General features: G+C 68.0%; 23 protein-coding genes. 10 read left to right on the forward strand and 13 right to left on the reverse strand.

The features are described 5' to 3' along the window. Nucleotides 1-145: 145 nt before the first annotated feature. The 4 genes from leuC to QE452_RS07845 form a co-directional block, all read right to left on the reverse strand. The gene (gene leuC / locus QE452_RS07830) at nt 146-1,585 is read right to left on the reverse strand and encodes a 3-isopropylmalate dehydratase large subunit (protein WP_125995216.1); all 1,440 of its coding nucleotides are present in this window, start codon (nt 1,583-1,585) and stop codon (nt 146-148) included. 72 nt (nt 1,586-1,657) lie between these two features. Further along, entirely contained in the window at nt 1,658-2,302 is a 645-nt protein-coding gene (locus QE452_RS07835; protein ID WP_125995214.1) for a CoA transferase subunit B, read from the reverse strand. 34 nt (nt 2,303-2,336) lie between these two features. After that, the gene (locus QE452_RS07840; protein ID WP_405052792.1) at nt 2,337-3,221 is read right to left on the reverse strand and encodes an HAD family acid phosphatase; all 885 of its coding nucleotides are present in this window, start codon (nt 3,219-3,221) and stop codon (nt 2,337-2,339) included. Beyond that, nucleotides 3,221-3,934, reverse strand: coding sequence for a CoA transferase subunit A (locus tag QE452_RS07845; protein WP_125995210.1), 714 nt, complete (start codon nt 3,932-3,934; stop codon nt 3,221-3,223). Before QE452_RS07845 ends, QE452_RS07840 begins: the two co-directional genes overlap by 1 nt. 344 nt (nt 3,935-4,278) lie before the next feature. On the opposite strand from QE452_RS07845, the gene rplJ reads away from it, so the two are divergent. Next, nucleotides 4,279-4,794: a 50S ribosomal protein L10 gene (gene rplJ / locus QE452_RS07850; protein ID WP_125995244.1), complete on the forward strand. Its 516-nt coding sequence runs from the start codon at nt 4,279-4,281 to the stop codon at nt 4,792-4,794. Nucleotides 4,795-4,863: 69 nt separating this feature from the next. Beyond that, nucleotides 4,864-5,238, forward strand: a complete 375-nt coding sequence (gene rplL, locus QE452_RS07855) for a 50S ribosomal protein L7/L12 (RefSeq protein WP_125995208.1) — start codon at nt 4,864-4,866, stop codon at nt 5,236-5,238. 159 nt (nt 5,239-5,397) lie between these two features. Here rplL and QE452_RS07860 read toward each other — a convergent pair whose 3' ends face one another. The 3 genes from QE452_RS07860 to QE452_RS07870 all read right to left on the reverse strand — a co-directional run bounded on the left by QE452_RS07860 (nt 5,398) and on the right by QE452_RS07870 (nt 8,673). Further along, on the reverse strand, nt 5,398-5,553 hold the full coding sequence (locus tag QE452_RS07860; RefSeq protein ID WP_309658790.1) for a hypothetical protein: 156 nt from the start codon (nt 5,551-5,553) through the stop codon (nt 5,398-5,400). 83 nt (nt 5,554-5,636) lie between these two features. Beyond that, nucleotides 5,637-8,249 (reverse strand): bifunctional lysylphosphatidylglycerol flippase/synthetase MprF, encoded by a 2,613-nt coding sequence (gene mprF, locus QE452_RS07865; RefSeq protein ID WP_309658789.1) that lies wholly within the window; start codon nt 8,247-8,249, stop codon nt 5,637-5,639. Next, entirely contained in the window at nt 8,242-8,673 is a 432-nt protein-coding gene (locus tag QE452_RS07870; protein ID WP_309658788.1) for a DUF2147 domain-containing protein, read from the reverse strand. The genes mprF and QE452_RS07870 overlap by 8 nt, the downstream gene beginning before the upstream one ends. A 203-nt stretch (nt 8,674-8,876) precedes the next feature. On the opposite strand from QE452_RS07870, the gene QE452_RS07875 reads away from it, so the two are divergent. The 5 genes from QE452_RS07875 (at nt 8,877) to QE452_RS07895 (ending at nt 12,636) form a co-directional block, all read left to right on the forward strand. Further along, entirely contained in the window at nt 8,877-9,407 is a 531-nt protein-coding gene (locus tag QE452_RS07875; protein WP_309658787.1) for a DUF1003 domain-containing protein, read from the forward strand. Continuing rightward, nucleotides 9,404-9,805 (forward strand): hypothetical protein, encoded by a 402-nt coding sequence (locus QE452_RS07880; RefSeq protein ID WP_309658786.1) that lies wholly within the window; start codon nt 9,404-9,406, stop codon nt 9,803-9,805. The genes QE452_RS07875 and QE452_RS07880 overlap by 4 nt, the downstream gene beginning before the upstream one ends. Next, entirely contained in the window at nt 9,771-10,457 is a 687-nt protein-coding gene (locus QE452_RS07885; RefSeq protein WP_309658785.1) for a response regulator transcription factor, read from the forward strand. The genes QE452_RS07880 and QE452_RS07885 overlap by 35 nt, the downstream gene beginning before the upstream one ends. 59 nt (nt 10,458-10,516) lie before the next feature. Beyond that, entirely contained in the window at nt 10,517-11,806 is a 1,290-nt protein-coding gene (locus tag QE452_RS07890; protein WP_309658784.1) for a HAMP domain-containing sensor histidine kinase, read from the forward strand. A gap of 98 nt (nt 11,807-11,904) precedes the next feature. Next, complete coding sequence (locus QE452_RS07895; protein ID WP_309658783.1) at nt 11,905-12,636, forward strand: AcvB/VirJ family lysyl-phosphatidylglycerol hydrolase; 732 nt, start codon at nt 11,905-11,907, stop codon at nt 12,634-12,636. A gap of 4 nt (nt 12,637-12,640) precedes the next feature. On the opposite strand, the gene QE452_RS07900 is transcribed toward QE452_RS07895, so the two are convergent. Then, nucleotides 12,641-13,459 (reverse strand): ferredoxin--NADP reductase, encoded by an 819-nt coding sequence (locus QE452_RS07900; protein ID WP_309658782.1) that lies wholly within the window; start codon nt 13,457-13,459, stop codon nt 12,641-12,643. A 122-nt stretch (nt 13,460-13,581) separates the two neighbouring features. After that, nucleotides 13,582-14,922 (reverse strand): amidohydrolase, encoded by a 1,341-nt coding sequence (locus tag QE452_RS07905; RefSeq protein WP_309658781.1) that lies wholly within the window; start codon nt 14,920-14,922, stop codon nt 13,582-13,584. A 121-nt stretch (nt 14,923-15,043) separates the two neighbouring features. Here QE452_RS07905 and QE452_RS07910 point away from each other — a divergent pair, with 121 nt between their 5' ends. Together QE452_RS07910 and uvrB are read left to right on the forward strand one after the other, a co-directional pair. Beyond that, the gene (locus QE452_RS07910) at nt 15,044-15,865 is read left to right on the forward strand and encodes an arylamine N-acetyltransferase (RefSeq protein ID WP_309658780.1); all 822 of its coding nucleotides are present in this window, start codon (nt 15,044-15,046) and stop codon (nt 15,863-15,865) included. 77 nt (nt 15,866-15,942) lie between these two features. Then, nucleotides 15,943-18,138 carry an excinuclease ABC subunit UvrB gene (gene uvrB / locus QE452_RS07915; protein WP_309658779.1) on the forward strand — a complete coding sequence of 732 codons (2,196 nt, stop codon included), beginning with the start codon at nt 15,943-15,945 and terminating at the stop codon, nt 18,136-18,138. Nucleotides 18,139-18,181: 43 nt separating this feature from the next. Here the strand turns inward: uvrB and QE452_RS07920 are convergent, their stop codons facing one another. Both QE452_RS07920 and QE452_RS07925 read right to left on the reverse strand, forming a co-directional pair. Beyond that, nucleotides 18,182-18,640, reverse strand: a complete 459-nt coding sequence (locus QE452_RS07920; protein ID WP_309658778.1) for a DUF3597 domain-containing protein — start codon at nt 18,638-18,640, stop codon at nt 18,182-18,184. 73 nt (nt 18,641-18,713) lie between these two features. Next, complete coding sequence (locus QE452_RS07925) at nt 18,714-19,088, reverse strand: PRC-barrel domain-containing protein (RefSeq protein WP_309658777.1); 375 nt, start codon at nt 19,086-19,088, stop codon at nt 18,714-18,716. Between the two features lie 105 nt (nt 19,089-19,193). Between QE452_RS07925 and QE452_RS07930 the strand changes: the two genes are divergently transcribed. After that, the gene (locus QE452_RS07930) at nt 19,194-19,778 is read left to right on the forward strand and encodes a hypothetical protein (protein ID WP_309658776.1); all 585 of its coding nucleotides are present in this window, start codon (nt 19,194-19,196) and stop codon (nt 19,776-19,778) included. Between the two features lie 407 nt (nt 19,779-20,185). On the opposite strand, the gene QE452_RS07935 is transcribed toward QE452_RS07930, so the two are convergent. Together QE452_RS07935 and QE452_RS07940 are read right to left on the reverse strand one after the other, a co-directional pair. Further along, the gene (locus QE452_RS07935; protein ID WP_309729836.1) at nt 20,186-21,220 is read right to left on the reverse strand and encodes a histidine kinase dimerization/phosphoacceptor domain -containing protein; all 1,035 of its coding nucleotides are present in this window, start codon (nt 21,218-21,220) and stop codon (nt 20,186-20,188) included. A 274-nt stretch (nt 21,221-21,494) separates the two neighbouring features. Further along, the gene (locus tag QE452_RS07940) at nt 21,495-23,015 is read right to left on the reverse strand and encodes a fumarate hydratase (protein WP_309729839.1); all 1,521 of its coding nucleotides are present in this window, start codon (nt 23,013-23,015) and stop codon (nt 21,495-21,497) included. Nucleotides 23,016-23,046: the final 31 nt, after the last annotated feature.

The raw sequence follows: 23,046 nt of genomic DNA on the forward strand, positions 1-23,046 counted from the left end.
GAAACTGTCCGTCCTTGATCGATGGAGCGCGCGGATCAGCGCGCGGCGGGCGAGCCCGGCTGCGCGGCCGGTCGGGCGACGCTGGCGCTATAGGCGGCGATGCCGCTCATCAGCGCGCCCGCGACCAGCAGGATCAGGACCCTCTTCATTGCGTATCTCCCATCAATTCCCGCACATCGGCCAGCCGCCCGGTCACCGCCGCCGCCGCCGCCATGGCCGGCGACACCAGATGTGTACGCGCCCCCGGCCCCTGACGGCCAACGAAATTTCGATTGCTAGTCGAGGCGCAGCGCTCGCCGGGCGGCACCTTGTCCGGATTCATCGCCAGGCACATCGAACAGCCCGGCTCGCGCCATTCGAACCCGGCCCCGGTGAAGACGCGGTCGAGCCCCTCGGCCTCGGCCTGGCGCTTCACCAGCCCCGATCCGGGCACGACCATCGCCCGCACCCCGTCCGCCACCTTGCGGCCATGGGCGACCGCCGCGGCGGCGCGCAGATCCTCGATCCGGCTGTTGGTGCACGAGCCGATGAAGACATGCTGGACGCCCACGTCCTGCATCGCGGTGCCGGGGGTCAGGCCCATATAGTCCAGCGACTTGCGCGCCGCCGCCCGCTTGGCCGGATCGGCGAAGCTGTCGGGATCGGGCACATGGCCGGTGATCGGCACGACATCCTCGGGGCTGGTGCCCCAGGTCAGCGAGGGGGCAATGTCGCTGGCGTGCAGCACCACGCTGCGATCATAGACCGCGCCCGGGTCGCTCGGCAGCGTCCGCCACCACGCCTCCGCCTTGTCCCAGGCCGCGCCGGTCGGGGCCATCGGCCGGCCGCGAACATAATCGATCGTGGTCTGGTCGGGCGCGACCAGCCCGGCACGCGCGCCGCCCTCGATCGACATGTTGGCGACGGTCAGCCGTCCCTCGATCGACATGGCGCGCAGCACCTCGCCGGTATATTCGACGACATAGCCGGTGCCGCCCGCCGCGCCGATCCGGCCGATGATCGCCAGGATCACGTCCTTCGGACTGACGCCATAGCCCAGCGTGCCGTCGACGCGGATCTCCATCGTCTTCGACGGCTGGAGCAGCAGCGTCTGGGTGGCGAGCACATGCTCCACCTCCGACGTGCCGATGCCGAAGGCCAGCGCGCCGAGCGCTCCGTGCGCCGAGGTATGGCTGTCGCCGCAGACCAGCGTCGTGCCCGGCAGGGTGAAGCCGAGCTCGGGCCCGACGACGTGGACGATGCCCTGTTCGGCCGCCGTCGCGTCGATATAGTCGATGCCGAACTCGGCGGTGTTGCGGCGGAGCGCGTCGAGCTGCTGCGCGCTTTCCGGATCGGCGATCGGCAGTAGCCGGCCCGCGGCATCGACTCGCGGGGTCGTCGGCAGGTTATGGTCCGGCACCGCCAGCGTCAGCTCGGGCCGGCGCACCCGGCGACCGGCGGCGCGAAGCCCCTCGAACGCCTGCGGGCTGGTGACTTCGTGGACGAGGTGACGGTCGATATAGATCAGGCACGTCCCGTCGTCGCGGCGCTCCACGACATGGGCGGCCCAGATCTTCTCGTACAGGGTGAGTGGACGACTGGCCATGATGGCGCGGCCTTTACTGATATTGCGGCGAAAGCGCCAGCGGCAGACGAAAGATTACGTCGCCGCCGACGCTCATGCGTCGTAGGCGGCGGTCGTCTTGGCGCGCACCTCCTCGGCCGACACGCCGGGCGCGCATTCGACCAGGCGGAAGCGCGACTGGTGATCGGGCCGCTGGAACACCGCCAGGTCAGTGACGATCATGTCGACGACGTTGCGGCCGGTCAGCGGCAGGGTGCAGGCGGGCAGGAACTTGGGATCGCCGTTCTTGGCGACATGCTCCATCACGACGATGATCTTCTTGACGCCCGCGACCAGGTCCATCGCGCCGCCCATGCCCTTGATCATCTTGCCGGGGATCATCCAGTTGGCGATGTCGCCGCCCTCGCTGACTTCCATCGCGCCCAGCACGGTCAGGTCGATATGCCCGCCCCGGATCATCGCGAAGCTGTCGGCGCTGCTGAAATAGGCGGATTGCGGCAATTCGCTGATCGTCTGCTTGCCGGCGTTGATCAGGTCGGGGTCGACCTCGTCCTCATAGGGGAAGGGCCCGATGCCGAGCATCCCGTTCTCCGACTGAAGCGTCACCGTCATTCCCGCCGGGATATTGTTGGCGACCAGGGTCGGGATGCCGATGCCGAGGTTGACGTAGAATCCGTCCTCCAGTTCCTGCGCGGCGCGCGCCGCCATCTGATTGCGGTCCCAGCCCTTGGTAGCCATCACAATTCCTTCCGCATGTTTCGGATCGATCGCCTCACGGCTCCGGGGCCCAGGCCGAGTCGGCCGGGAACACCTCGTCCAGCCGGCCTTTCAGCGCCGAGCCATAGACCGGATTGGGCAGCACGAACCAACCCGCGCCCCAACGGGCGGCGATGGCCGGTGCCTCGGTGGCGGCGCGGCGCTCGGCCGGGGTCTGCCCCTGGTTGAACAGGTCGCTGAAATCGCCAAGCTGGTCGCCGCCCATCGCCACCACGCAATAGCGCGCGGCGATCGCGGCGCGGCGGCTGTCCTTGCGCGATCCCGTGGTCGCATCGGCCAGATAGAGCGTGTCGCCGGGCACCGCCGGCCCCAGTCCCAGCCGTTCGATCATCGCCTGGGTCGCGGCGGCGTTGTCGACCGAGCGATTGGTGTTGAAGATCACCGCCACGCCCATCGCGCGCAAGGCGCGGATGCCCGCCACCGCGCCGGGCACGGCCCGCGCGGTGGTGCCCCCGGTCCGCTCATAGGCCTTCCACCGCGCCTCCTCATAGGCGCGCCCACCGGCGGCGTCGCGTTCGAACCCCAGGTTGAGCACGACCGTCTCGTCGACATCGAACACGGCGGCGAAGGGCTTGCCGCCGCAGGCCAGATAGCGCGGCGCGGCGAGCGTGGCGCCGGGCGCCAGCACCACCGAGTCGCGCGGGCGGGCGCGAACCTGGCGCGCGACATAGTCGGTCAGCCCGCGCCACATCTGGAGGCTGATCGCCGCCGCCTCGCCCGAGCCGTAGAGATACTGCATCCCCGCCGGCACGCCATCGACCGTGGCGGGCGCGGTCAGCACCCGCGTCGTGGCGGCGGGTGATGAGACGCTGACCGGTGCGACGACGCAGCCGGACAGGCCGGCCAGCGCCGATGCGGCCAGCAACAGCCGCGCGGGCATCATGCCGCCGCCGTCTCGCGCGAGCGGGTCATGCGGAACTCGATCTTCTTGTCATAGGGCGCGCCGACGATCATCCGCTTCACATAGATGCCGGGCAGATGGATATGGTCCGGGTCCAGGCTGCCGACCGGCACCACCTCCTCCACCTCGGCGACGCAGACCTTGCCGGCCGTCGCCATCGGCTGGTTGAAGTTGCGTGCCGTCTTGCGGAAGATCAGGTTGCCGCTCTCGTCCGCCTTCCAGCCCTTGATGATCGACAGATCGGCGCGGATGCCGCGCTCCAGGATATACTCCTCCCCGTCGAAGACCTTGACCTCCTTGCCCTCGGCTACCTGGGTGCCGACGCCGGTCTTGGTGTAGAAGCCGGGAATGCCGGCGCCGCCCGCCCGGCAGCGCTCCGCCAGCGTTCCCTGCGGGCAGAACTCCACCTCCAGCTCGCCCGCCAGATACTGCCGCTCGAACTCCTTGTTCTCGCCGACATAGGAGGAGATCATCTTGGCGACCTGGCGCGAGCGGAGCAGCTTGCCCAGCCCCTCGTTATCGATGCCGGCATTGTTGCTGGCGATCGTCAGGCCGGTGACGCCCGAGGCCTGGATCGCATCGATCAGGCGTTCCGGAATGCCGCACAGGCCGAACCCGCCCGCGCAGATCGTCATCCCGTCGAACAGCAGCCCGTCCAGCGCCGCGCTCGCATCCGCATACAGCTTCCGCATCGCATCCCTCCGTTTGCCGGCGCAGCGATAGCGCGGCGTGCGGTCGGGTCAACGGCGATTGCAGCGGGATCGGCGCGGTTGACTTGCCCGCGCGTTCCGCTATGGGGAGCCCGCGTCCGCCGGGCCCGCCCGGCAGACACTCGTCCTAGACAGCAGGCGATCGGCACTCTGGCCGATCTTAATATCCTGCCGAGACGGGGAAACGGATTTTACCGGCATCGCCCCTGCGGCGCGTCCGGTCTGCACCCATTCCCCATCGATGGACAAACCGGCCGGGCCATCGCCCTGCCGGCTGTAACCGGACATGCCCTTCACCGGGCCTGTCCATGAACGTGGAGAATGGCATGGATCGTGCTCAAAAGGCCGCAGCCGTCGCCGAACTGAACCGCACCTTCTCCGAGGTCGGCGTGGTGGTCGTCACCCGCAACCTCGGCATGACCGTCGCGCAATCGACGGATTTGCGCAACAAGATGCGGGCAGCCGGCGCGGCCTATAAGGTCTCGAAGAACAAGCTTGCCAGGATCGCGCTCGACGGGACCGACTATGGATCGATCGGCGACATGCTGACCGGCCCGGTCGGCCTCGCCACCTCGACCGACCCGGTCGCGGCCGCCAAGGTGGCCGTCGACTTCGCGAAGACGAACGACAAGTTCGAAATCGTGGGCGGCGCGATGGGTTCGACCGCTCTCGACGTGGCTGGCGTTCAGGCGCTGGCGACCCTGCCCTCGCTGGATGAACTGCGCGCGAAGATCGTGGGCCTCATCGTCGCTCCGGCGACGAAGCTCGCGACCATCACCCAGGCTCCCGCGGCGCAGATCGCCCGCGTGCTGTCCGCCTACGCGGAGAAGGAAGCGGCCTGAATTTCGGGCATTCCTGGTTTTTGATTTCACGACATCTGGGGCCAAATCGCCCCGACATGGAGATTACACATGGCAGACCTGAACGCGCTGGTTGACCAGCTGAGCGAGCTGACCGTCCTCGAGGCCGCCGAGCTCTCGAAGATGCTCGAAGAGAAGTGGGGCGTCTCGGCCGCCGCTGCCGTCGCAGCCGCTCCGGCCGCTGGTGGCGCCGCTGCCCCGGCCGCCGAAGAGAAGACCGAGTTCGACGTGATCCTGACCGGCGACGGTGGCAAGAAGATCAACGTCATCAAGGAAGTCCGCGCGATCACCGGCCTGGGCCTGACCGAAGCCAAGGCGCTGGTCGAGGGCGCTCCGAAGCCCGTCAAGGAAGGCATCAACAAGGACGAGGCCGAGAAGCTGAAGAAGCAGCTCGAGGAAGCCGGCGCGACCGTCGAGCTGAAGTAATCCGACGAGGCGCGCGGGCTCCGGCCCGCCGCCTTTCGGTGAAGCCGGTCGCGGGGCGGAAGCCAGACGACCGGTGTTCAGCAGAAGAGGGGCGATTCCCATGCGGGAGTCGCCCCTTTTTCGTGTCGGTGTCGATGGAATGGAAGGATGGCGGAACCGCTACCCGGCGATCAGCCAGAGGATCACGCCGATACCGATCAGGAACAGGATCAGGGCGAGCACCGCGCCAGCCCAGCTCCACCACCGATAGGCTAACTCGGTCAGCCATTGCCCGAGATCGAAGACAAGTTCTACCGCGTCACCCAGTTCGATCATTCCGTCGGTCCCCTTCGGCAGAAGCGTCTGAGCGGTGGCACGCCGGCGACCAAGCCTTCACCAACCACCGCGCCCCCCGGCGATCATGCCGGTTCATGCGAAACCTCCGCCCCCTGGACGGGGACATTTCTCCGATCCGGCATCAATCGAGGCCGGCCGATCAGCTGGTTGAGGTCACGCAACGCCCGCAACAGCGACAGCCCGCCCGGTCCGGCAATGTAGCGCGGGGCCCAGTCCGGCGCGTATTTCTCCTTATAGGCCCGCAAGCCGCGAAAGCCGTAGAAGCGCTCGCCGTGCCGGAACAGCAAGGCCGCCGCCTTGGCCCAGGCGGGGGCCAGCCGCCGCCCCTCGATACCCGAGAGCGGGGCTAGGCCCAGGTTGAACCGGGCATAGCCCTGCGCCTTGCCCCATTGCATCAGCTCGACGAACAGGAAGTCCATCACGCCGGACGGCGCGTCGTTGGCGTGGCGCATCAGGTCCACCGACAATTCCCCCTGGTCACCGGTGCGCCAGACATTGGCGAAGGCGACGATCCGGTCCTCGACCCGCACCACGGCGCAGTCGAAGTGCGACAGATAATGGTCGTCGAACCGGCCCAGGCTGAACCCCTTCTCGAGGTGCCGCTTCGCCACGACCCATTCGTCCGACACCCGGCGGAGTTCGGGCAGCACCGAGGGCAGATCGGCGGCCGGCACCAGCGCGAAGACCGCGCCTTCGCGCCCCAGCTTGCGCACCGCATGGCGCAACGACCGCTTCACCCCGGTCTCGATCGTGAAGCGATGGAGGTCGACGATCGCCTCCTCGCCATATTTGATGATCTGGAGACCCATCTCGATCGCGATTTCCAGCACCTCGGCGCTGATCTGGTAGAGGAGCAGCCGCCCCTGCGCCGCATCCGCCAGCGCGCGCAACTGCCAGAGCAGGTCGGCCCAGGCGTCGCGCGCGCCGACCGGGTCGGCCATCACGATCCAGCTTGATCCGCGCACCTGATACATGACGAAGGCGCTGCCATCGGGCGAGAAGAGGAAACGCTTGTCGCCGGTCAGCGCCAGCATCGCGTCGGTCCGCTCTGCCGTGGCGAGGACGGCGAGCACTTCCTCCTCGCGTGCCTGGTCGCCGGGCCGGGCGGGCGCAGGCAGGAACAGCCGCCAGCAGGCGGCCACCGCCAGCACCACCCCCGCCCCCAGGCTGGCGCGCAGGAAGCGCGAGGGATCGTCGCGCGTGCCGAACTCCCACCAGAGCTGGTCGCTATAGCCGACGCGCTTGTAGGAGAAGAAGCCGACCCAGATCGACACCGCGATCACCACCGCGATGCTCGCGAGCCAGGCCGGCGACAGCGGCCGCGCGACCAGGGCGGTGCGGCGGTAGAAGGCGTCGCGCGTATAGTGGAGCAACCCCGCGATCGTCAGGCAGACGATCGCCTCCTCATAATCGATGCCCTTGAACAGGCTGAACGCCGCGCCCGCCACCAGCAGCGCGCGCGTCGCGATCAACGCGCCGTCGAGCCGGCGGTAGAGGCCCGGCGCGAGCAGCAGCAGGCCGGTGCCGACCAGGCTGGAGGCGAAGTGCGACGCCTCGATAAAGGGCAGCGGCACCACCCGCGACAGGTCGTGCAGACGGGCGGGAATGGCCGGCAAGGCGCTCGACAGCAGCAGAACCGCGCCACCGCCGAAGGTCGCCGCGCTCATCAGCAGCGGCGCGATCCCGGTCGCGACCTGTTGCGCGCCGCGAAAGGTGTTGGGGTGGCGGCGCTGCCCCTCGTGCAGCACCAGCAGGACGATGCCGATGGCGAGCGGCAACAAATAATAGAGGACGCGATAGGCGATCAGCGCCGCGAACAGCGCGGTGCGGTCGACCGGCACGGCTGCCAGCACCACCGCCTCGAACACGCCGATACCGCCCGGCACATGGCTGATCAACGCCGCGACGATCGCGAGCGCATAGGCCAGGATGAACAGCGGCAGCAGCGTCGGGTCCGCGCCGGGGATCAGCAGGAACAGCGCGGCGCTGGCGGCAGCCAGGTCGATCGTGGCGATCCCGATCTGCGCCAGGGCCTGCCGGCCGCTCGGCAGAGGCACGCTCCATCCCCGCCAGCCGACCCGGCGCGGGCCGAAGGAGCAGAGCAGCAGCAGCAGGACGATCGCGACGACGATGGCGATGCCGATCATCTGCGCGGCCGTCGCGCCCAGCGACACCTCGCCCAGCACCAATGGCCCGCGATGCAGGACCAGCGCCGCGCCGGTCACCGCCATCACCCCCATCCAGAAGGTCGCGCCGGCGATCGCGACGACGCGCGCGACGTCCGGGCCGTCCAGCCCGGCGCGGGTATAGATGCGATAGCGCGCCGACCCGCCGGTCAGTAGCGCCAGCCCCAGATTGTGGCTGAGCGTATAGCTGGTGAAGGACGCCATCGCCGCCGTCCGCCAGGGCAATGGCCGGCCGACGATGCGGAGCGCCAGCACGTCATAGACGGTCAGCGCCAGATAGCTGGCGATGGTCAGCGCCACCGCGGCCGCCACCTGTCCGCGATCGATCGCGTGGAAGGCGGCGGTCACGTCCGCCAGCCGGATCGTCCGGGTCAGGTGGTGGAGCGCCCCCAGCCCCAGGCCGACCAGCAACATCACGACCAGAACCGAGCCATAGCGGCGGTGCCGACCGATCCATTCGGTCACGCGGGCGCGAGCGGTGTCACTCATGGGGCAGATGCTCGATCCGCTGCCAGACCTGCGCCTTGCAGAGCAGCCCCCCGACCACGCAGCCCTTCACCCGCATCGCATTGCGACCGAGCGGCACCAGCGTCGAGGAGAAGCGGCGGCCCATGTCGGGCACGAACACGGTGCCGGTCCAGCTGCCGTCGCCGCGCGCGGCATAGTCCACCAGCAGTTCCGTGCCGACCAGCGACGCGACGCCACCGCTCCGCGCATCCGCCGCCGCGCCGCGATCGGCCCAGACGATCCAGCCGCACAGATGGTCGTTGCACGCCCCGGTCCGCACCGCGACGCTGCTGGTCGGGTTGATCCACAAGCCCTCCACCACCGAACCGGTGGCCTGGGGCTGGGCGACCAGGGGCGTGGTGCCCATCACCATCGCCGCCGCCATCCCCGCCAATCGCCTGATCATATCGGTTATCCCGCCCTCTTCATCCGACGGGACTAGGCGCGGGCCGGTGGCGGCCGGCTGGGGGGAAACTGAACTTTCCGTAATCTGGCGCAAGGCGGAAGGCCGGCGTCCGCGCAATATGACCGATCGGTCATCCCGCTTCCACCCACCTACCAGCCGCGATGCGGCACAAGCACGAGACGAAAGGATCATGAGGACCGCCGATGCCCGCCCATCCGCCCGCCAGCCGCCCATCGGGCTTCCTGCATCTGCTCGGCCGTCACAGCCGCCCGCTGGACCCGGAGGAGGAGCATGTGCTCGACCGGATGCAGGAACGGCTGCCGATCTCCCGCGATGCGGCGGACGTGGCGGACGAGCGGGCGACCCTGGGCGATCGGCTCGCCGACCGGGTGGCGGCGATCGGCGGCAGCTGGGGCTTCATCATCACCTTCACGGTGGTGCTGCTCGGCTGGATGCTGCTCAACAGCGACGTGCTGTCGCATTGGGGGCTGAGCTTCGACCCCTATCCCTATATCTTCCTCAACCTGATGCTGTCGACGCTGGCGGCGATCCAGGCGCCGGTGATCATGATGAGCCAGAACCGACAGGCGGCGAAGGACCGGCTGGCCGCCAGCCTGGACTATGAGGTCAATCTGCGCACCGAATTGGAGATCCTGCGCCTGCACGAGAAGCTGGACGTGGCAATCGCCGAGCGGCTGGACCGGCTGATCGCGGCGGTGGAGCAACGATCGTGATCCGGCCGCCCTGGGCCCTTGCCTCGATGACCGGGCTGGCCGGCGCGACGGTCACCGCCGCGCTGGTCCTGTCGGGGCCGCTCGACCTGCCGATGCGGACCCGGCAGCAGGATGCGACCTTCGCGATGCTCGACGAGCCGGACGGGCCCGAACCGGTCGTGACCAGCCTGCGCACCGGCGGGATCGAGCAGCGCGCCGGGATGCGCGTCGGCGATGCGGTGGTCGCGATCGACGGCCTCGACCATCCCTCGCTGCGCGCCCTGCGGCATCATCTGGCCGATCCGGGCCCGATTTCATTACGTGTACGACGCGGGGGTGACGAACTGCCGATCCACCTGCTATCGCCGCCGGCAGGAGAACTGCGTGGCAAACCGAATCCTCTTGGTGGAGGACGATAGCTCTACCGCCGACTATATCGCCAACGGCCTTCGCGAAGAGGGATTTCTGGTCGACCGCGCCGCCAATGGCCGCGACGGCCTGTTCCACGCCACCGACGGCAGTTACGACTGCATCATCCTCGACCGGATGCTGCCGGGCATGGACGGCATGGCGGTCCTCGCCGCCGTCCGCGCCGCCGGCATCGCGACGCCGGTGATGATCCTGTCGGCGATGAGCTCGCCCGAGGACCGGGTATCGGGCCTCACCTCCGGCTCGGACGATTACCTCACCAAGCCGTTCGTCTTCGCCGAGCTATTGGCCCGCGTGCGGCTGCTGATCCGGCGCGGCGTCGCCGGCCCGGCGGTGGAGACGCGGCTGGTGTGCGACGATCTGGAGATGGACCTGCTCGCCCACCGGGTGAAGCGCGCCGGCAAGCCGATCGACCTGCAACCACGCGAATATCGGCTGCTGGAATTCATGCTCCAGCATGTCGACCAGGTCGTCACCCGCACCATGTTGCTGGAGGGAGTGTGGGATTATCATTTCGATCCCGGCACCAACGTCACCGATGTGCATATCAGCCGCTTGCGCAAGAAGATCGACGAGGGGTTCGCGCGACCGCTGCTCCATACCGTGCGCGGATCGGGCTATAAGCTGGGGACGGAGCGATAAGACGACGCCTGGCCCGATCGACCACGCTGCGCTTCGCGGCGCTGGTCTTCGCGTGCCAGTTGATCGGCGCGGCGACCACGATCGCGACGATCCGCTTCCTGACCCAGGCGCAGATCGCCGAGGATGCGCAGATCATCGCCGAGAAGCTGCGCCGGCAGATCAGCGCCCAGTACGCCCGCGGCGGCCCCGCGGCGGTCCGGCGCGCGATCGACGTGCGGATGGCGACGGTCGGCGTGCCGCAGGGCGTGGTGCTGCTGACCGATGCGGCGGGCCGCCGGATCGCCGGCAACGTCGCCGACTGGCCACCGACCGTGTCGCTGGCGCACGATCATGAGACGATCGAGATCTTCCGCATCGGCCATGACACGCCGGAACGGATGCGGGTCGTCGCCAGCCGCCTGCCCGATGGCGAGCGGCTGCTGACCGGCCATGTCATCGAGCGCGAGCTGCGCTTCGCCCGGGTGATGGAGGATGCGATGGCGGTGGCGATGGCCATGGCGGTCGCGCTGGCCGGCCTGGGCGCGTGGCTGGCCGCGCGGATGATCGAGGCGCGGCTGGGTCGCACCGTCGCCACCGCCGAGGCCGTGGCGGCCGGCGATCTGGCACGCCGGGTGGCGCTAGACGGCAGCCAGGACGCGTTCGAGGCGCTCGCCGTGTCGGTCAATGCGATGCTGGACCGGATCGCGGCGCTGATGACCGAGTTGAAGGTCGCGACCGATGGGCTGGCCCACGACCTGCGCTCCCCCCTCACCCGCCTGCGTGCAACGCTGGAACGAGCGCTCGCCGCCAGCCAGGACGAGGGCGCACGCGTCGCCGTGCTCCGGGCCCTGGACGAGGGCGACCGGTTGCTGGCGATGCTCGACACCGCCTTGCGCATCACCCGCGCGGAGGCGGGGCTGGGCCGGGAAGCCTTTGTCGAGATCGATCTGGCGACGATGATCCGCGATCTGGTCGAGATGTTCGAGCCGCTGGCCGAGGATCGCGGCATGACCGTGTCGGCGACGGTGCCGGCGACGCTACCGGTCGTCGCGCATCGGGAGATCCTGGGCCAGGCGCTCGCCAATCTGGTCGACAACGCGCTGAAATATGGCGACGGACAGGTGGAAGTGACGGCAACGCGCGTCGCGGGCGGCGTCGCGATCAGCGTCGTCGACGACGGCCCCGGCATTCCCGCCGATCGCCGTCCGGAGGCGATGAAGCGCTTCGGACGGCTGGATGCCGCGCGCAGCGAGAGCGGTGCGGGCCTGGGCCTGACGCTGGCGGCAGCGGTGGCGCATCTGCATGACGGCACGCTGACGCTGGGGGACAATCGTCCCGGTCTAATCGCGCGGCTGACGCTGGGGGGCTGATGCGCCGGCGTTCCTGACCAAATCGTCATCTGGCGGACGGCGCACGGATGGCTGTCGCCCGCCACAAACGCCCGTCCGCCGCTGAGAAAGTTACGATCATGTCGCCATTCCGCCCCTCCCGTGCCCGCCGGCGCCGGCTATCCATCCTGGTCGTGGCGGCGGTGGTGCTGATCGGCCTGGGCGGCCTGTTCCTGGCGGGCGGCTATGCGGTCCGCGACCCGATCCGCGTCTATCCGGCAGAGGGACATCGACGGCCGGTCGCGGCCCTGCTGATGTCGGGCGACATGGGCCTGCATTTCGGTGCGGGTCCGGCGGTGGCGCGGATGCTGGCGGCCCATGGCACCGAGGTGGTGGCGGTCCGATCGCCCGTGCTGTTCCGCTTCCATCGCAGCCGGGCGGAGGTGGACGCGATCGTCGCCCAGTTGGTGCGACGGGCGCTGGCGCTCACCGGCAACGGCCGCATCGTCCTGATCGGCCAGAGCTATGGCGCCGACATGCTCCAGACCGGGCTGGCCGCGCTACCCGCCGATCTGCGCGCGCATGTCGCGGGCGTGATCCTGGTCGTGCCGGGCGAGACCGTCTATTTCCGCGCCGACCCGACCGGCCTTCTCTATGAGACCCGGCCGGACAGCCTGGCCGCCGATACGCTGCCCCGGCTCGACTGGACCCCGCTCAGCTGCATCTACGGCCTCGAGGAAACGGACAGCGCCTGCCGCACCCTCCGCCAGCGCAACGCACGGATCGTCGCGCTGCCCGGTGGCCATTATGTCGACCATCATCAGGCCGCGCTCGACGACGCGGTGCGCCGCGCCGTCGAGGCCGCCCGCTGATCGCCTAGCCGACGAAAGCGCGCTCGATCACGAAGCTGCCGGGATTGGCGTTCGACCCCTCCACGAAGCCCAGCCCCTCCAGCATCGCCGCCGTCTGGCGGATCATGTCGGTCGAGCCGCACAGCATCACCCGGTCATTCTCCGGATCGAGATGCGCCGGCCCCTCCAGCGGCGGGTGGAACAGGCGGCCGTCGGCGATCAGCGCGTCGATGCGGCCCTGCGTCCGGAACGGCTCGCGCGTCACGGTCGGGATATAATGGAACTGCGCCTTGGCCTCGTCGGCGACCAGCGGATCGTCGGCAAGCTGCGCGGTCAGTTCGTCATGATAGGCGAGATCGCTGACCCGGCGCACGCTGTGCACCGCCACCACCTGCTCGAAGCGCTGATACACTTCCGGATCGCGCGCCAGGCTGAGGAAGGGCGCGAGGCCGGTGCCGGTCGACAGCATGAACAACCGCTTGCCGCCGAGCAGGGCGTCGCAGACCAGCGTGCCGGTCGGCTTCTTGCCGAGATAGAGCTGGTCGCCCACGTCGATCATCTGGAGGCGCGAGGTCAGCGGGCCATCCTCGACCTTGATCGACAGGAACTCCAGCTCCTCCGACCAAGCCGGGCTGGCCACCGAATAGGCGCGCATCAGCGGCTTGCCGGCGTCGCCGGGCAGGCCGATCATCACGAACTCGCCCGAGCGGAAGCGGAACGAGTCCGGCCGGTCGACCGCGAAGGAAAAGAGATGCTCGTTCCAATGCTTCACCCAACGGACGGCAACCGTCTGAAAAGCGGCATGATCGGGAATCGTCGCGGGCGCGCGAACGGCGGTTTCCATGGCGGGACCTTAGTAATTGCGAACGGTTCGCGGCTATTGCCATGCACGGGGCACGTCAACCGCGTCGCGCCCCGTTACCGCAACCTGTCGCCCGGCTCAACCGAACCGCTTGTTGGCCTGCCTCAACCCGCGCTTGTCGGCCCAAGCAGGTCGAGCACCGCCGCCGTCATCGCCACCGCGCCCGTGACGATCGCGGGTTCGGGCGCGATCTTGAACAAGGGGGAATGGTGCGAGGCGATGGGCGGGCCGCCGGCGCGGGCCGCATCGATCGCCGCCTGAGGCGTGCCGCCGACCGAGAAATAATAGCCCTTCACGCCCGTCTCGGGCTGCACGTAGAAGGCGAAATCCTCCGCCCCCATGCCCTTTTGCGCGAAGGGGGTGAAATGGTCGGCCCCCAGGGTGCGCGCCATCACCGCGTTCAACCGGCGTGCCAGTGGTGCATCGTTGATCGTCGTCGGCGTCCCCTCGCTGACCGTGACGACGGGCATCTTGTCCTCCGCCATGCCGTTCATCACGCCGACGCCACGCGCGACGCGGCGGATGCCGTCGAGCAGCGCCTTGCGCTCGCCCTCGTTATTGGCGCGCACCGTGACCTGCAGCACCGCCTGATCGGAAATGATGTTGTGCTTCGATCCGGCATGGAAGGAGCCGACGGTGATGACGCCCGGATCGAGCGGCTGGCGATCGCGGCTGATGATGCCTTGCAGGCCGATCACGATCTGCGACGCCATATAGACCGGGTCCTTGCCCATATGCGGGCTGGCCCCGTGCGCGCCGATGCCCGGCACGGTGATGTCGACCGAATCGGACGAGGAATATTGAATCCCCTCCGATGCGGAGACGGTCCCGGCGGCGCGTTCGGCATCGACATGGAAGGCCAGCGCATATTGCGGCTTGGGGAAGCGTGTATAGAGCCCGTCCTTCAGCAGCGCCTCCGCACCACCGACGCGTTCCTCGGCGGGCTGGACGACGAAGACCACCGTCCCCTTCCAGCGATCCTTGAGCGCCGCGAGCCGGCGCGCGGTCGCGACCATCGCGGTGATGTGCGTATCGTGGCCGCAGGCATGCATGACCGGCGATTCGACGCCGTCCAGCCCGACCTGCCGCGCCTTGGAGGCATTGGGCAGGCCCGACTTCTCCTCCACCGGCAGCCCGTCCATATCGGCGCGGACCAGCACCACCGGGCCCTCGCCGTTGCGCAGCACGCCGATGACGCCGGTCCGCCCGACCTTCTCGGTCACCGCCATGCCGGGCACGGCGCGCAACGCGGTCGCCATCCGCGCCGCCGTCTTCTCCTCGCGGAACGACAGTTCGGGGTTGCGGTGGAACCAGTCCCACATCTGGCCTAGGTCGCGGTCGTAATCGGCCTTCACCGCCGCTGCCCAGTCGGGCGTCTGCGCCACGACGGGCGACACCGGCACTGCGAGCATGGCGGAGATGAAGAATGGCGTGAGCAGGCGCATGGCGGAGTCCCCTTTTTTCCAGCATCCTATCGCACGCACCGCGTACCACCAGCCCCATTCCCGACATTGAAGACCGGGAAGACCTGTTCTGCTCGCGCCCAAGCCTCGCTATAGCCGGCGCATGTTCGATCTGACCGCCTATCTCGCCCGCATCGACCTGCCGGCCCGCCCCACGCTCGACGCCGCCGGCCTCGCCCGGTTGCAGCACGCCCACCGCCTCGCCATCCCGTACGAAAATCTCGACGTGATCCTGGGTCGCGGCATCGCCATCGACAGCGCCTCGGTATTCGCCAAGCTGGTGACGGCACGGCGTGGCGGCTATTGCTTCGAGCATAATCGGTTGTTCGGCGATGCGCTGAGCGCGCTGGGCTTCGATCATCGTCCCCTGCTCGCCCGCGTCTGGCTCGGCGCGACCGAGACGCCACCCCACACCCATACGTTCAGCCTGGTGACGATCGACGGCGAGGAGTGGATCGCCGATACCGGGTTCGGCGGCAGTTATAGCCCGCCCATGCCGCTGCACGACGGTGCGACGGCAGAGGCGCCCGACGGCGCGAATTTCCACCTGCGGCAGGAGCCGGACGGCGGCTGGCTGCTGCTGCGCGACGGACCGAGCGCCACCACCGACGGACGCGGCACCGGCCCCGGCTATCAGCCGCAGTACAGCTTCACCCTGGCGGCGGTGGCGCCGGCCGATCTGGCGCTCAGCAACCACTGGACCTCGACCGCGCCGAACATCCGCTTCACCACGCACCGGATCGTCAGCCTCGTGCTGCCGCATGGCTTCGCTTCCTTGACCAATCACCATTATCGCCGCCGCGCCGCCGACAAGGAGACGGAGGCGACGATCACCGACCAGCGCGTCTATCGGATGCGGCTCAGCCTGATGTTCGGCATCGACCTGCCCGCCGAGGATATCGAGACCCTGTTCGCCCTGGACTGAACGACGCATCGGATCGTTCGAACAAAGCGGGATCAGTCCCTTCCCCCCAGCGGCCATCGCCCCCATATCCGGCGGCGATGGCCATTCAGATCCGCACCAGCCTCGCCGAACCCGAGACCGGCGAAGAATTCGTCCCCCACCGCCCCCAGCGGCCGGAGAAGGTGGAGGGTGGCAAGCGCTTCGAGCTGGTCAGCGAATATACGCCTTCGGGCGACCAGCCGACCGCGATCGCCGAACTGGTGCAGACCGCGCGCGCCGGCGAGAAGGACCAGGTGCTGCTCGGCGTCACCGGCTCGGGCAAGACCTTCACCATGGCCAAGGTGATCGAGGCGATGCAGCGGCCCGCGCTGATCCTCGCGCCCAACAAGATCCTCGCCGCGCAGTTGTACGGTGAGTTCAAGTCATTCTTCCCGAACAATGCGGTCGAATATTTCGTCAGCTATTACGACTATTATCAGCCCGAAGCCTATGTGCCGCGCTCGGATACCTATATCGAGAAGGAATCGTCGATCAACGAGTCGATCGACCGGATGCGCCACTCGGCCACCCGGTCGCTGCTCGAACGCGACGACGTGATCATCGTCGCCTCGGTGTCGTGCCTCTACGGCATCGGTTCGGTCGAGACCTATTCGGCCATGATCTTTGACCTGAAAAAGGGCCAGACCGTCGACCAGCGCGAGGTGGTGCGCAAGCTCGTCGCGCTCCAGTACAAGCGCAACGACGCCGCCTTCCAGCGCGGTAATTTCCGCGTGCGCGGCGACAATCTGGAAATCTTCCCGTCGCATTATGAGGACAGCGCCTGGCGCATCTCCTTCTTCGGCGATGATATCGAGGAGATCGTCGAGTTCGATCCGCTGACCGGGCAGAAGGTCGCCAGCCTCAACTCGGTGCGCATCTACGCCAATTCGCACTATGTCACGCCCGGCCCGACGATGAAGCAGGCGACCCAGGCGATCCGCCACGAGCTGACCGAACGGCTGAAGGAGCTGGAGGCGGAGGGCAAGCTGATCGAGCATCAGCGGCTGGAGCAGCGCACCAATTTCGACCTGGAGATGATCGCCGCGACCGGCAGTTGCAACGGCATCGAGAATTATAGCCGCTTCCTGACCGGCCGCCTGCCCGGCGAGCCGCCGCCGACCCTGTTCGAATATTTGCCGGAGAATGCGCTGCTCTTCGTCGACGAGAGCCACCAGACGATCGGCCAGATCAACGGCATGTCGCGCGGCGACCATCGGCGCAAGATCACGCTGGCCGAATATGGCTTCCGCCTGCCCTCGGCCATCGACAACCGGCCGCTGCGCTTCAACGAATGGGACGCGATGCGCCCGCAAACGGTCTGCGTCTCGGCGACGCCCGGCAGCTGGGAGATGGAGCAGGCCGGCGGCGTCTTCGCCGAACAGGTCATCCGCCCGACCGGGCTGATCGACCCGCCGATCGAGATCAAGCCGGTCGAGGAACAGGTGCAGGACCTGATCCAGGAATGCAAGAAGACCGCCGAGCTCGGCTATCGCACGCTGGTCACCACGCTGACCAAGCGGATGGCGGAAGACTTGACCGAGTATATGCACGAGGCGGGGATCAAGGTCCGCTACATGCATTCCGATGTCGAGACGCTGGAGCGCATCGAACTGATCCGCGACCTGCGGCTGGGTGTCTATGACGTGCTGATCGGCATCAACCTGCTGCGCGAGGGGCTCGACATTCCCGAATGCGGGCTCGTCGCCATCCTGGACGCCGACAAGGAAGGCTTCCTGCGTTCGGAGACGTCGCTGATCCAGACGATCGGCCGCGCGGCGCGCAACGTCGACGGCCGGGTGATCCTGTACGCCGACCGCATCACCGGCTCGATGGAGCGGGCGATGAACGAGACCGGGCGGCGGCGCGAGAAGCAGAAGGCGTATAACCAGGAACACGGCATCACGCCGACCACGATCCGCCGCAACATCGGCGACATCATCGCGCATGTCTCGCAGGGCGATCAGGTCACGGTCCCGATCGACGAGGAACGGCCCCACATGGTCGGCCACAATCTGCGCGCCTATATCGAGGAACTCGAAAAGAAGATGCGCAAGGCGGCGGCGGACCTCGAGTTCGAAGAGGCCGGGCGGCTGCGCGACGAGATCCGCCAGTTGGAGGGCGAAGAGCTCGGTCTGCCCGTCCACGAGCAGAAGGCGCCGATCATGGGGCGCAGCAACGAAGGCAAGCCGGGCACGCGCAAGACCCGGTTCGGCAAGTCGCAGAAGTTCGCGTCCGGCCGCAAGGCGCGCGGTTGAAGAGGTGGCGGCGCGCTTGTCGTGAAGCGCGCCGCCCGGACGATCAGTCCTTCAGTCCGGCGGGCACCGTGCCGCCATTCTTCTCCAGCTCGCGCATCACCGCCTTATGCAGCCAGATGTTCATTTCGGCGGAGCCGTCCTTCGCGCCGCTATAGCCAAGCTCGGTCGCCAGCTCCTTGCGGTTGTCGAGCGACGAGTCGAGGTCGAGCAGCTTCATCAGGTCGACGATCGAGCTGCGCCAGTTGAGGTTCGGATTGCCCTTGCGCTGGGCGATGCCGGTCAGCACCGCCTCGACATCGACCGGCGCCTGTGCTGCCGGCGCCTGCGCGGGGGCGGGCTGCTGCGAGGGGGCCTGGGGAGGAACGCCCGCCTGCGGCACCGGCTGATGCTGCGGCGCGGATGCGGGCGCGGCGGGGGCCGCATCCTTCTTGCCACCGAACTGGCCGCCAAGCGGGCCATGGTCGCCGAAGATGGCGGACTTGATCTTGCCGAAGATGCTCATGCTATCCTACTCCTGAAAGCCCGCCCAACGTCCGGGTGACCGTTCCGGCTCCCTACCAAGCGGCTCAAGTCCCTCAACCTGCGTTCAAATTGTCCGCGGCGGTGCCGTAATAGCTGGCGACGCGATCGGCATAGGCCTGGTCGAAGACGGGCGCGTTGTTCGACCAGCTGGGGCCGCCTTCCAGCAGCCGGCGGTCGACGGTGATGACATAGAGGTCGCGGACGGGATCGAACTGGAGCAGCCCGAACGGCACCGGATAGAAGCTCTTGCCCATGCCCAGGAAGCCGCCGAGCGACAGCACCGCATGGGTGACACGGCCCGAGCCCTTGTGCACCATGAAGGAATAGACCGAGCCGACCACGTCGCCGTCGCGGCTCTCGACCTTGACGCTGTGCGCGACATTGGATTGCAGCAGCAACTGGGTGGGTGCCTGTTCGGTGGTCGACATTATACTACTCCTATTGAACCGTCGGTCGAACCGGCGGCGCGGCTCGCCGGTTCCCTGACGCCAGCGGGTTGAGCCGTCCCTCTCCGCCGCCTAAGCGCGGATGCGATGCCTGTTCACCACCGACCCGGCGCGCGCTCGCACCGCCCGCACACGCCCCTTCTGGCCACCCTGATCGCCTCGTCGGTCGCGGGCTGCGTCGCCCCGACCGTCCAGGCGCCGCCCGCCGCGCCGCGCCCGGTAACGGTCGCGCCGCCGCCGCCCGTCCAACCGGCGCTGGGGCCGGACTGGCGGGATTGGCCGCTGACGCCGGGGACGTGGCGCTACACGCCGGCCGGCCCCGGCGGCGTCACGATGGCGACATTCGGCACCGCGCAGGATTTGCCGCGCCTGCGCCTGTCCTGCGAGCGCGGGGCACGCCAGATCGCGATCACCCTGCCCGGCGTGACGGGCACGGCAAACCTGGAGGTCCGCACCACCAGCACCAGCCGGACGATCGCCGCGACCGCACGGAACAGCCCGGACGAATGGCCGCCCGTGTCGCTGGAGGTGCGGCTGAGCGCGACCGATCCGTTGCTGGATGCCATGGCGTTCAGCCGGGGGCGGTTCACCATCGGCCAGCCTGGACGGCCGCCGCTGGTCATACCCGCCTATGCGGAGATCGGCCGGGTGATCGAGGATTGTCGCGGCTGATTTGTTGGCCTGGAATCGCGACCGGGGGGCGGGAAGATCGTCTAAAATGGAACTGAGAACAAGGCTTGTATCGGACGTCGGTCCGGCACACATTGTTCTCGCGATCGGCAACGATCGCATTTGGCTCTCAACAAGCGAAAGGAGGTGATCCGATGTCTCATGGTTCAGCAGTGGGGTCGGTTCAGTTCGTTCGGGGGACTGGCCTCTAAGCACCGCCTGGTGACGCCGGGGGGTATTCTCCCCCAAGCAACGGCATCGCCCACAGGTTCGGAGGTCACATGGTTTCCCGGGCTGGAGCTCTCCGGCCGCTGACCATGTTTGGGGGTTGTCGGGTCGTCGGGAGACGCCTCGGCAACCTCTTCTCATTTCGGGGCCGTCGATCGACGCACGAAAGCTCGAGCCGCGGCTTACTGCAGAGGCAGATCCAGGCGCATCACCGTGCCCTGTCGCGCGCATTCCAGCGTCATTTCCCCGTCGAGTTGTCGGGCCAGATTGCGCGACACGTCCAGTCCCAGGCTGGTCACCTGCTCCAGGTCGAACCCCGGCGGCAGGCCCACGCCATCGTCCCCGATCGTCAGCAGCAACCGCTCGCCCGCCCTGCACAAAGTGATCGTGATCAGCCCGCCGGGGCGATCGGCAAAGCCATGTTCGATCGCATTGGCCACCGCCTCCGCCATGATCAGCGCGAGCGGAATGGCCGCCTGCGGCGCCAGGAACAGCTTGGGTTCGACCGCCATGACATGGCGCAGGCCCGGCTTGCCGCTCGCCTCGATCAGGTCGGCGGCCAGATCGGTCAGGAACGAGTCGAGCGGCACCTGTTCGCCGCCGGTCGCGTAGAGCTTGCGCTGGATACGTCCGATCGTCTGCACGCGCGCGCCCGCATCCGCCAGCGACTGGCGCGCCGCCGGGTCGGCGACCTTGGACTGTTGCAGCGACAGCATCGCCCCGACCATCTGCAGGTTGTTCGATACCCGGTGCTGCAATTCATGGAACAGCATCTCGGTCCGCTCGGCGAGCGCGCCACGCTCCTGCGCGATCCGGGCCGAATGCTCCCGTTCCATGGCCAGGTGAAGATTGGCGCGCTTCATCGAGTCGATCAGCATCACGTCGACCGCCACCACCACGGCATAAAAGCCCAGAGCGAGGGACGTCCGCCCGTCCAAGGTGAAGGAGTAGAAGGGCGGGACGAACGCATACCAGGCCGTCACGCCGCAAACGATCGCGGCCAGGATACCCGGCCCGCGTCCGAACAGGAACGTGCTGATGATGACGGTCGGAAAGAAGGTCAGGAACGGGTAACCCGGCGGCAACGCCGCATGGAGACCGGCCCGTGCCCAGGCCGCGATCAGGCACAGCAGCAGCGCCGCGCCATAGCGCAGGGCGGCACGCCATCCACTTGAGATCGCACCAAAGCTTCCATCGCCCATCACGGCACGCGTCATGCCGGAAGCATCCAAAAAAAACTATACCAGTTTATCGCATCCGCCGGCGGTTTTGTCCGGATCGGGCCTTTCCGACCAGCCGAAAGCGGATGGCGCCACATGCGGCATCACCGGTCAGGCGAGACCCTGCGAAAGTCCGGAAAAGGAGGTTGTCCCCTCTGAGTTCCCGCGGATGCAGAAGCCCAGGGGGGAGCAAGACCAAGGCCTGATGATGCGCGCGGCCCTGAACTCCCGCCTTCGCAGGAGCATGGCAGCGGCCTTCGCAGGATTATCGTCAGGCCGGGGTCAGCAATTTCTCGCGCGCGATCTTCTCGCGCCATACCAGCGGGGCGAGGTGGTGGACATTCTGCCCCTCGGCATCGACCGCGACGGTCACCGGGAAATCGCTGACCTCGAATTCGTAGATCGCCTCCATCCCCAGATCCTCGAAGCCGACGACCTTGCTGCCCTTGATCGCCCGCGCGACCAGATAGGCCGCGCCGCCGACCGCCATCAGATAGGCGCTCCGGTGATCGCGGATCGCCTCCACCGCCGCCGGACCGCGCTCGGCCTTGCCGACCATCGCGAGCAGGCCCTGCTCCAGCATCATCCGCGTGAACTTGTCCATGCGCGTCGCGGTGGTCGGGCCGGCGGGGCCGACCACTTCCTCGCCGACCGGATCGACCGGCCCGACATAATAGATCACCCGCCCCCGGAACTCGACCGGCAGCTCCTCACCGCGCGCCAGCATGTCGGCGATCCGCTTGTGCGCGGCGTCGCGGCCGGTCAGCATCTTGCCGTTGAGCAACAGCCGGTCGCCATGCTTCCAGCTCTGCACCACCTCCGGCGTCAGCGTGTCGAGATCGACGCGCTTGGCGGCGGCGTCGGGCTTCCAGTCGACCTGCGGCCAGTCGGCGAGGTTCGGCGTCTCCAGATAGGCCGGGCCGCTGCCGTCGAGCGTGAAATGCGCATGGCGGGTCGCGGCGCAATTGGGGATCATCGCCACCGGCTTGGACGCGGCATGGGTCGGCCAGTCGAGGATCTTCACGTCGAGGATGGTCGACAGGCCGCCCAGCCCCTGCGCGCCGATGCCCAGCGCGTTGACCTTGTCCATGATCTCGATGCGCAGCGCCTCGATATCGTTGCGGGGGCCGCGCGCGCGCAGCTGGCCCATGTCGATCGCGCCCATCAGCGATTCTTTGGCGAGCAGCATCGCCTTCTCCGCGGTGCCGCCGATGCCGATGCCCAGCATCCCCGGCGGGCACCAGCCGGCGCCCATTTGCGGGATCATCTCCAGCACCCAGTCGACGATCGAGTCGCTGGGGTTCATCATCTTGAACTTGGACTTGTTCTCCGAGCCGCCGCCCTTGGCCGCGACATCGACCGAGACCGTGTTGCCCGGCACCATCTCGACATGCAGGACGCTGGGCGTGTTGTCGCGCGTGTTGCGGCGCGTGAAGGCTGGGTCGGCCAGGATCGAGGCGCGCAGCTTGTTCTCGGGATGGAGATAGGCGCGGCGGACACCCTCGTCGACGACCTCCTGCAGGCTGCGGTCGCCGGACAGGCGGCAGTCCTGCCCCCATTTGATGAAGACGGTGACGATCCCGGTATCCTGGCAGATCGGCCGATGCCCCTCCGCGCACATGCGGCTGTTGGTCAGGATCTGCGCGATCGCATCCTTGGCGGCGGGCGACTGCTCGGCCTCATAGGCCTCGCCCAGCGCGCCGATATAATCCATCGGGTGGTAATAGCTGATGAACTGGAGCGCGTCGGCCACGCTCTCGATCAGGTCGGTGTCGCGGATGATGGTCGTCATGGCGGCGCTTGTGCGACAAGGCGCGGCATAA

This window comes from Sphingomonas sp. SORGH_AS_0438 (assembly GCF_031453475.1).
Classification (GTDB): Bacteria; Pseudomonadota; Alphaproteobacteria; order Sphingomonadales; family Sphingomonadaceae; genus Sphingomonas.

Coding starts and splice junctions, on each gene's coding strand:
- rplJ (WP_125995244.1), top strand. CDS start 4,279: ATGGATCGTGCTCAAAAGGCCGCAGCCGTCGCCGAACTGAACCGCACC.
- QE452_RS07935 (WP_309729836.1), bottom strand. CDS start 21,220: ATGACGCGTGCCGTGATGGGCGATGGAAGCTTTGGTGCGATCTCAAGT.
- QE452_RS07930 (WP_309658776.1), top strand. CDS start 19,194: ATGCCTGTTCACCACCGACCCGGCGCGCGCTCGCACCGCCCGCACACG.
- QE452_RS07895 (WP_309658783.1), top strand. CDS start 11,905: ATGTCGCCATTCCGCCCCTCCCGTGCCCGCCGGCGCCGGCTATCCATC.
- QE452_RS07840 (WP_405052792.1), bottom strand. CDS start 3,221: ATGCCCGCGCGGCTGTTGCTGGCCGCATCGGCGCTGGCCGGCCTGTCC.
- mprF (WP_309658789.1), bottom strand. CDS start 8,249: ATGAGTGACACCGCTCGCGCCCGCGTGACCGAATGGATCGGTCGGCAC.
- uvrB (WP_309658779.1), top strand. CDS start 15,943: ATGGCCATTCAGATCCGCACCAGCCTCGCCGAACCCGAGACCGGCGAA.
- QE452_RS07835 (WP_125995214.1), bottom strand. CDS start 2,302: ATGGCTACCAAGGGCTGGGACCGCAATCAGATGGCGGCGCGCGCCGCG.
- leuC (WP_125995216.1), bottom strand. CDS start 1,585: ATGGCCAGTCGTCCACTCACCCTGTACGAGAAGATCTGGGCCGCCCAT.
- QE452_RS07900 (WP_309658782.1), bottom strand. CDS start 13,459: ATGGAAACCGCCGTTCGCGCGCCCGCGACGATTCCCGATCATGCCGCT.
- QE452_RS07860 (WP_309658790.1), bottom strand. CDS start 5,553: ATGATCGAACTGGGTGACGCGGTAGAACTTGTCTTCGATCTCGGGCAA.
- QE452_RS07925 (WP_309658777.1), bottom strand. CDS start 19,088: ATGTCGACCACCGAACAGGCACCCACCCAGTTGCTGCTGCAATCCAAT.
- QE452_RS07910 (WP_309658780.1), top strand. CDS start 15,044: ATGTTCGATCTGACCGCCTATCTCGCCCGCATCGACCTGCCGGCCCGC.
- QE452_RS07845 (WP_125995210.1), bottom strand. CDS start 3,934: ATGCGGAAGCTGTATGCGGATGCGAGCGCGGCGCTGGACGGGCTGCTG.
- rplL (WP_125995208.1), top strand. CDS start 4,864: ATGGCAGACCTGAACGCGCTGGTTGACCAGCTGAGCGAGCTGACCGTC.
- QE452_RS07905 (WP_309658781.1), bottom strand. CDS start 14,922: ATGCGCCTGCTCACGCCATTCTTCATCTCCGCCATGCTCGCAGTGCCG.
- QE452_RS07875 (WP_309658787.1), top strand. CDS start 8,877: ATGCCCGCCCATCCGCCCGCCAGCCGCCCATCGGGCTTCCTGCATCTG.
- QE452_RS07940 (WP_309729839.1), bottom strand. CDS start 23,015: ATGACGACCATCATCCGCGACACCGACCTGATCGAGAGCGTGGCCGAC.
- QE452_RS07870 (WP_309658788.1), bottom strand. CDS start 8,673: ATGATCAGGCGATTGGCGGGGATGGCGGCGGCGATGGTGATGGGCACC.
- QE452_RS07920 (WP_309658778.1), bottom strand. CDS start 18,640: ATGAGCATCTTCGGCAAGATCAAGTCCGCCATCTTCGGCGACCATGGC.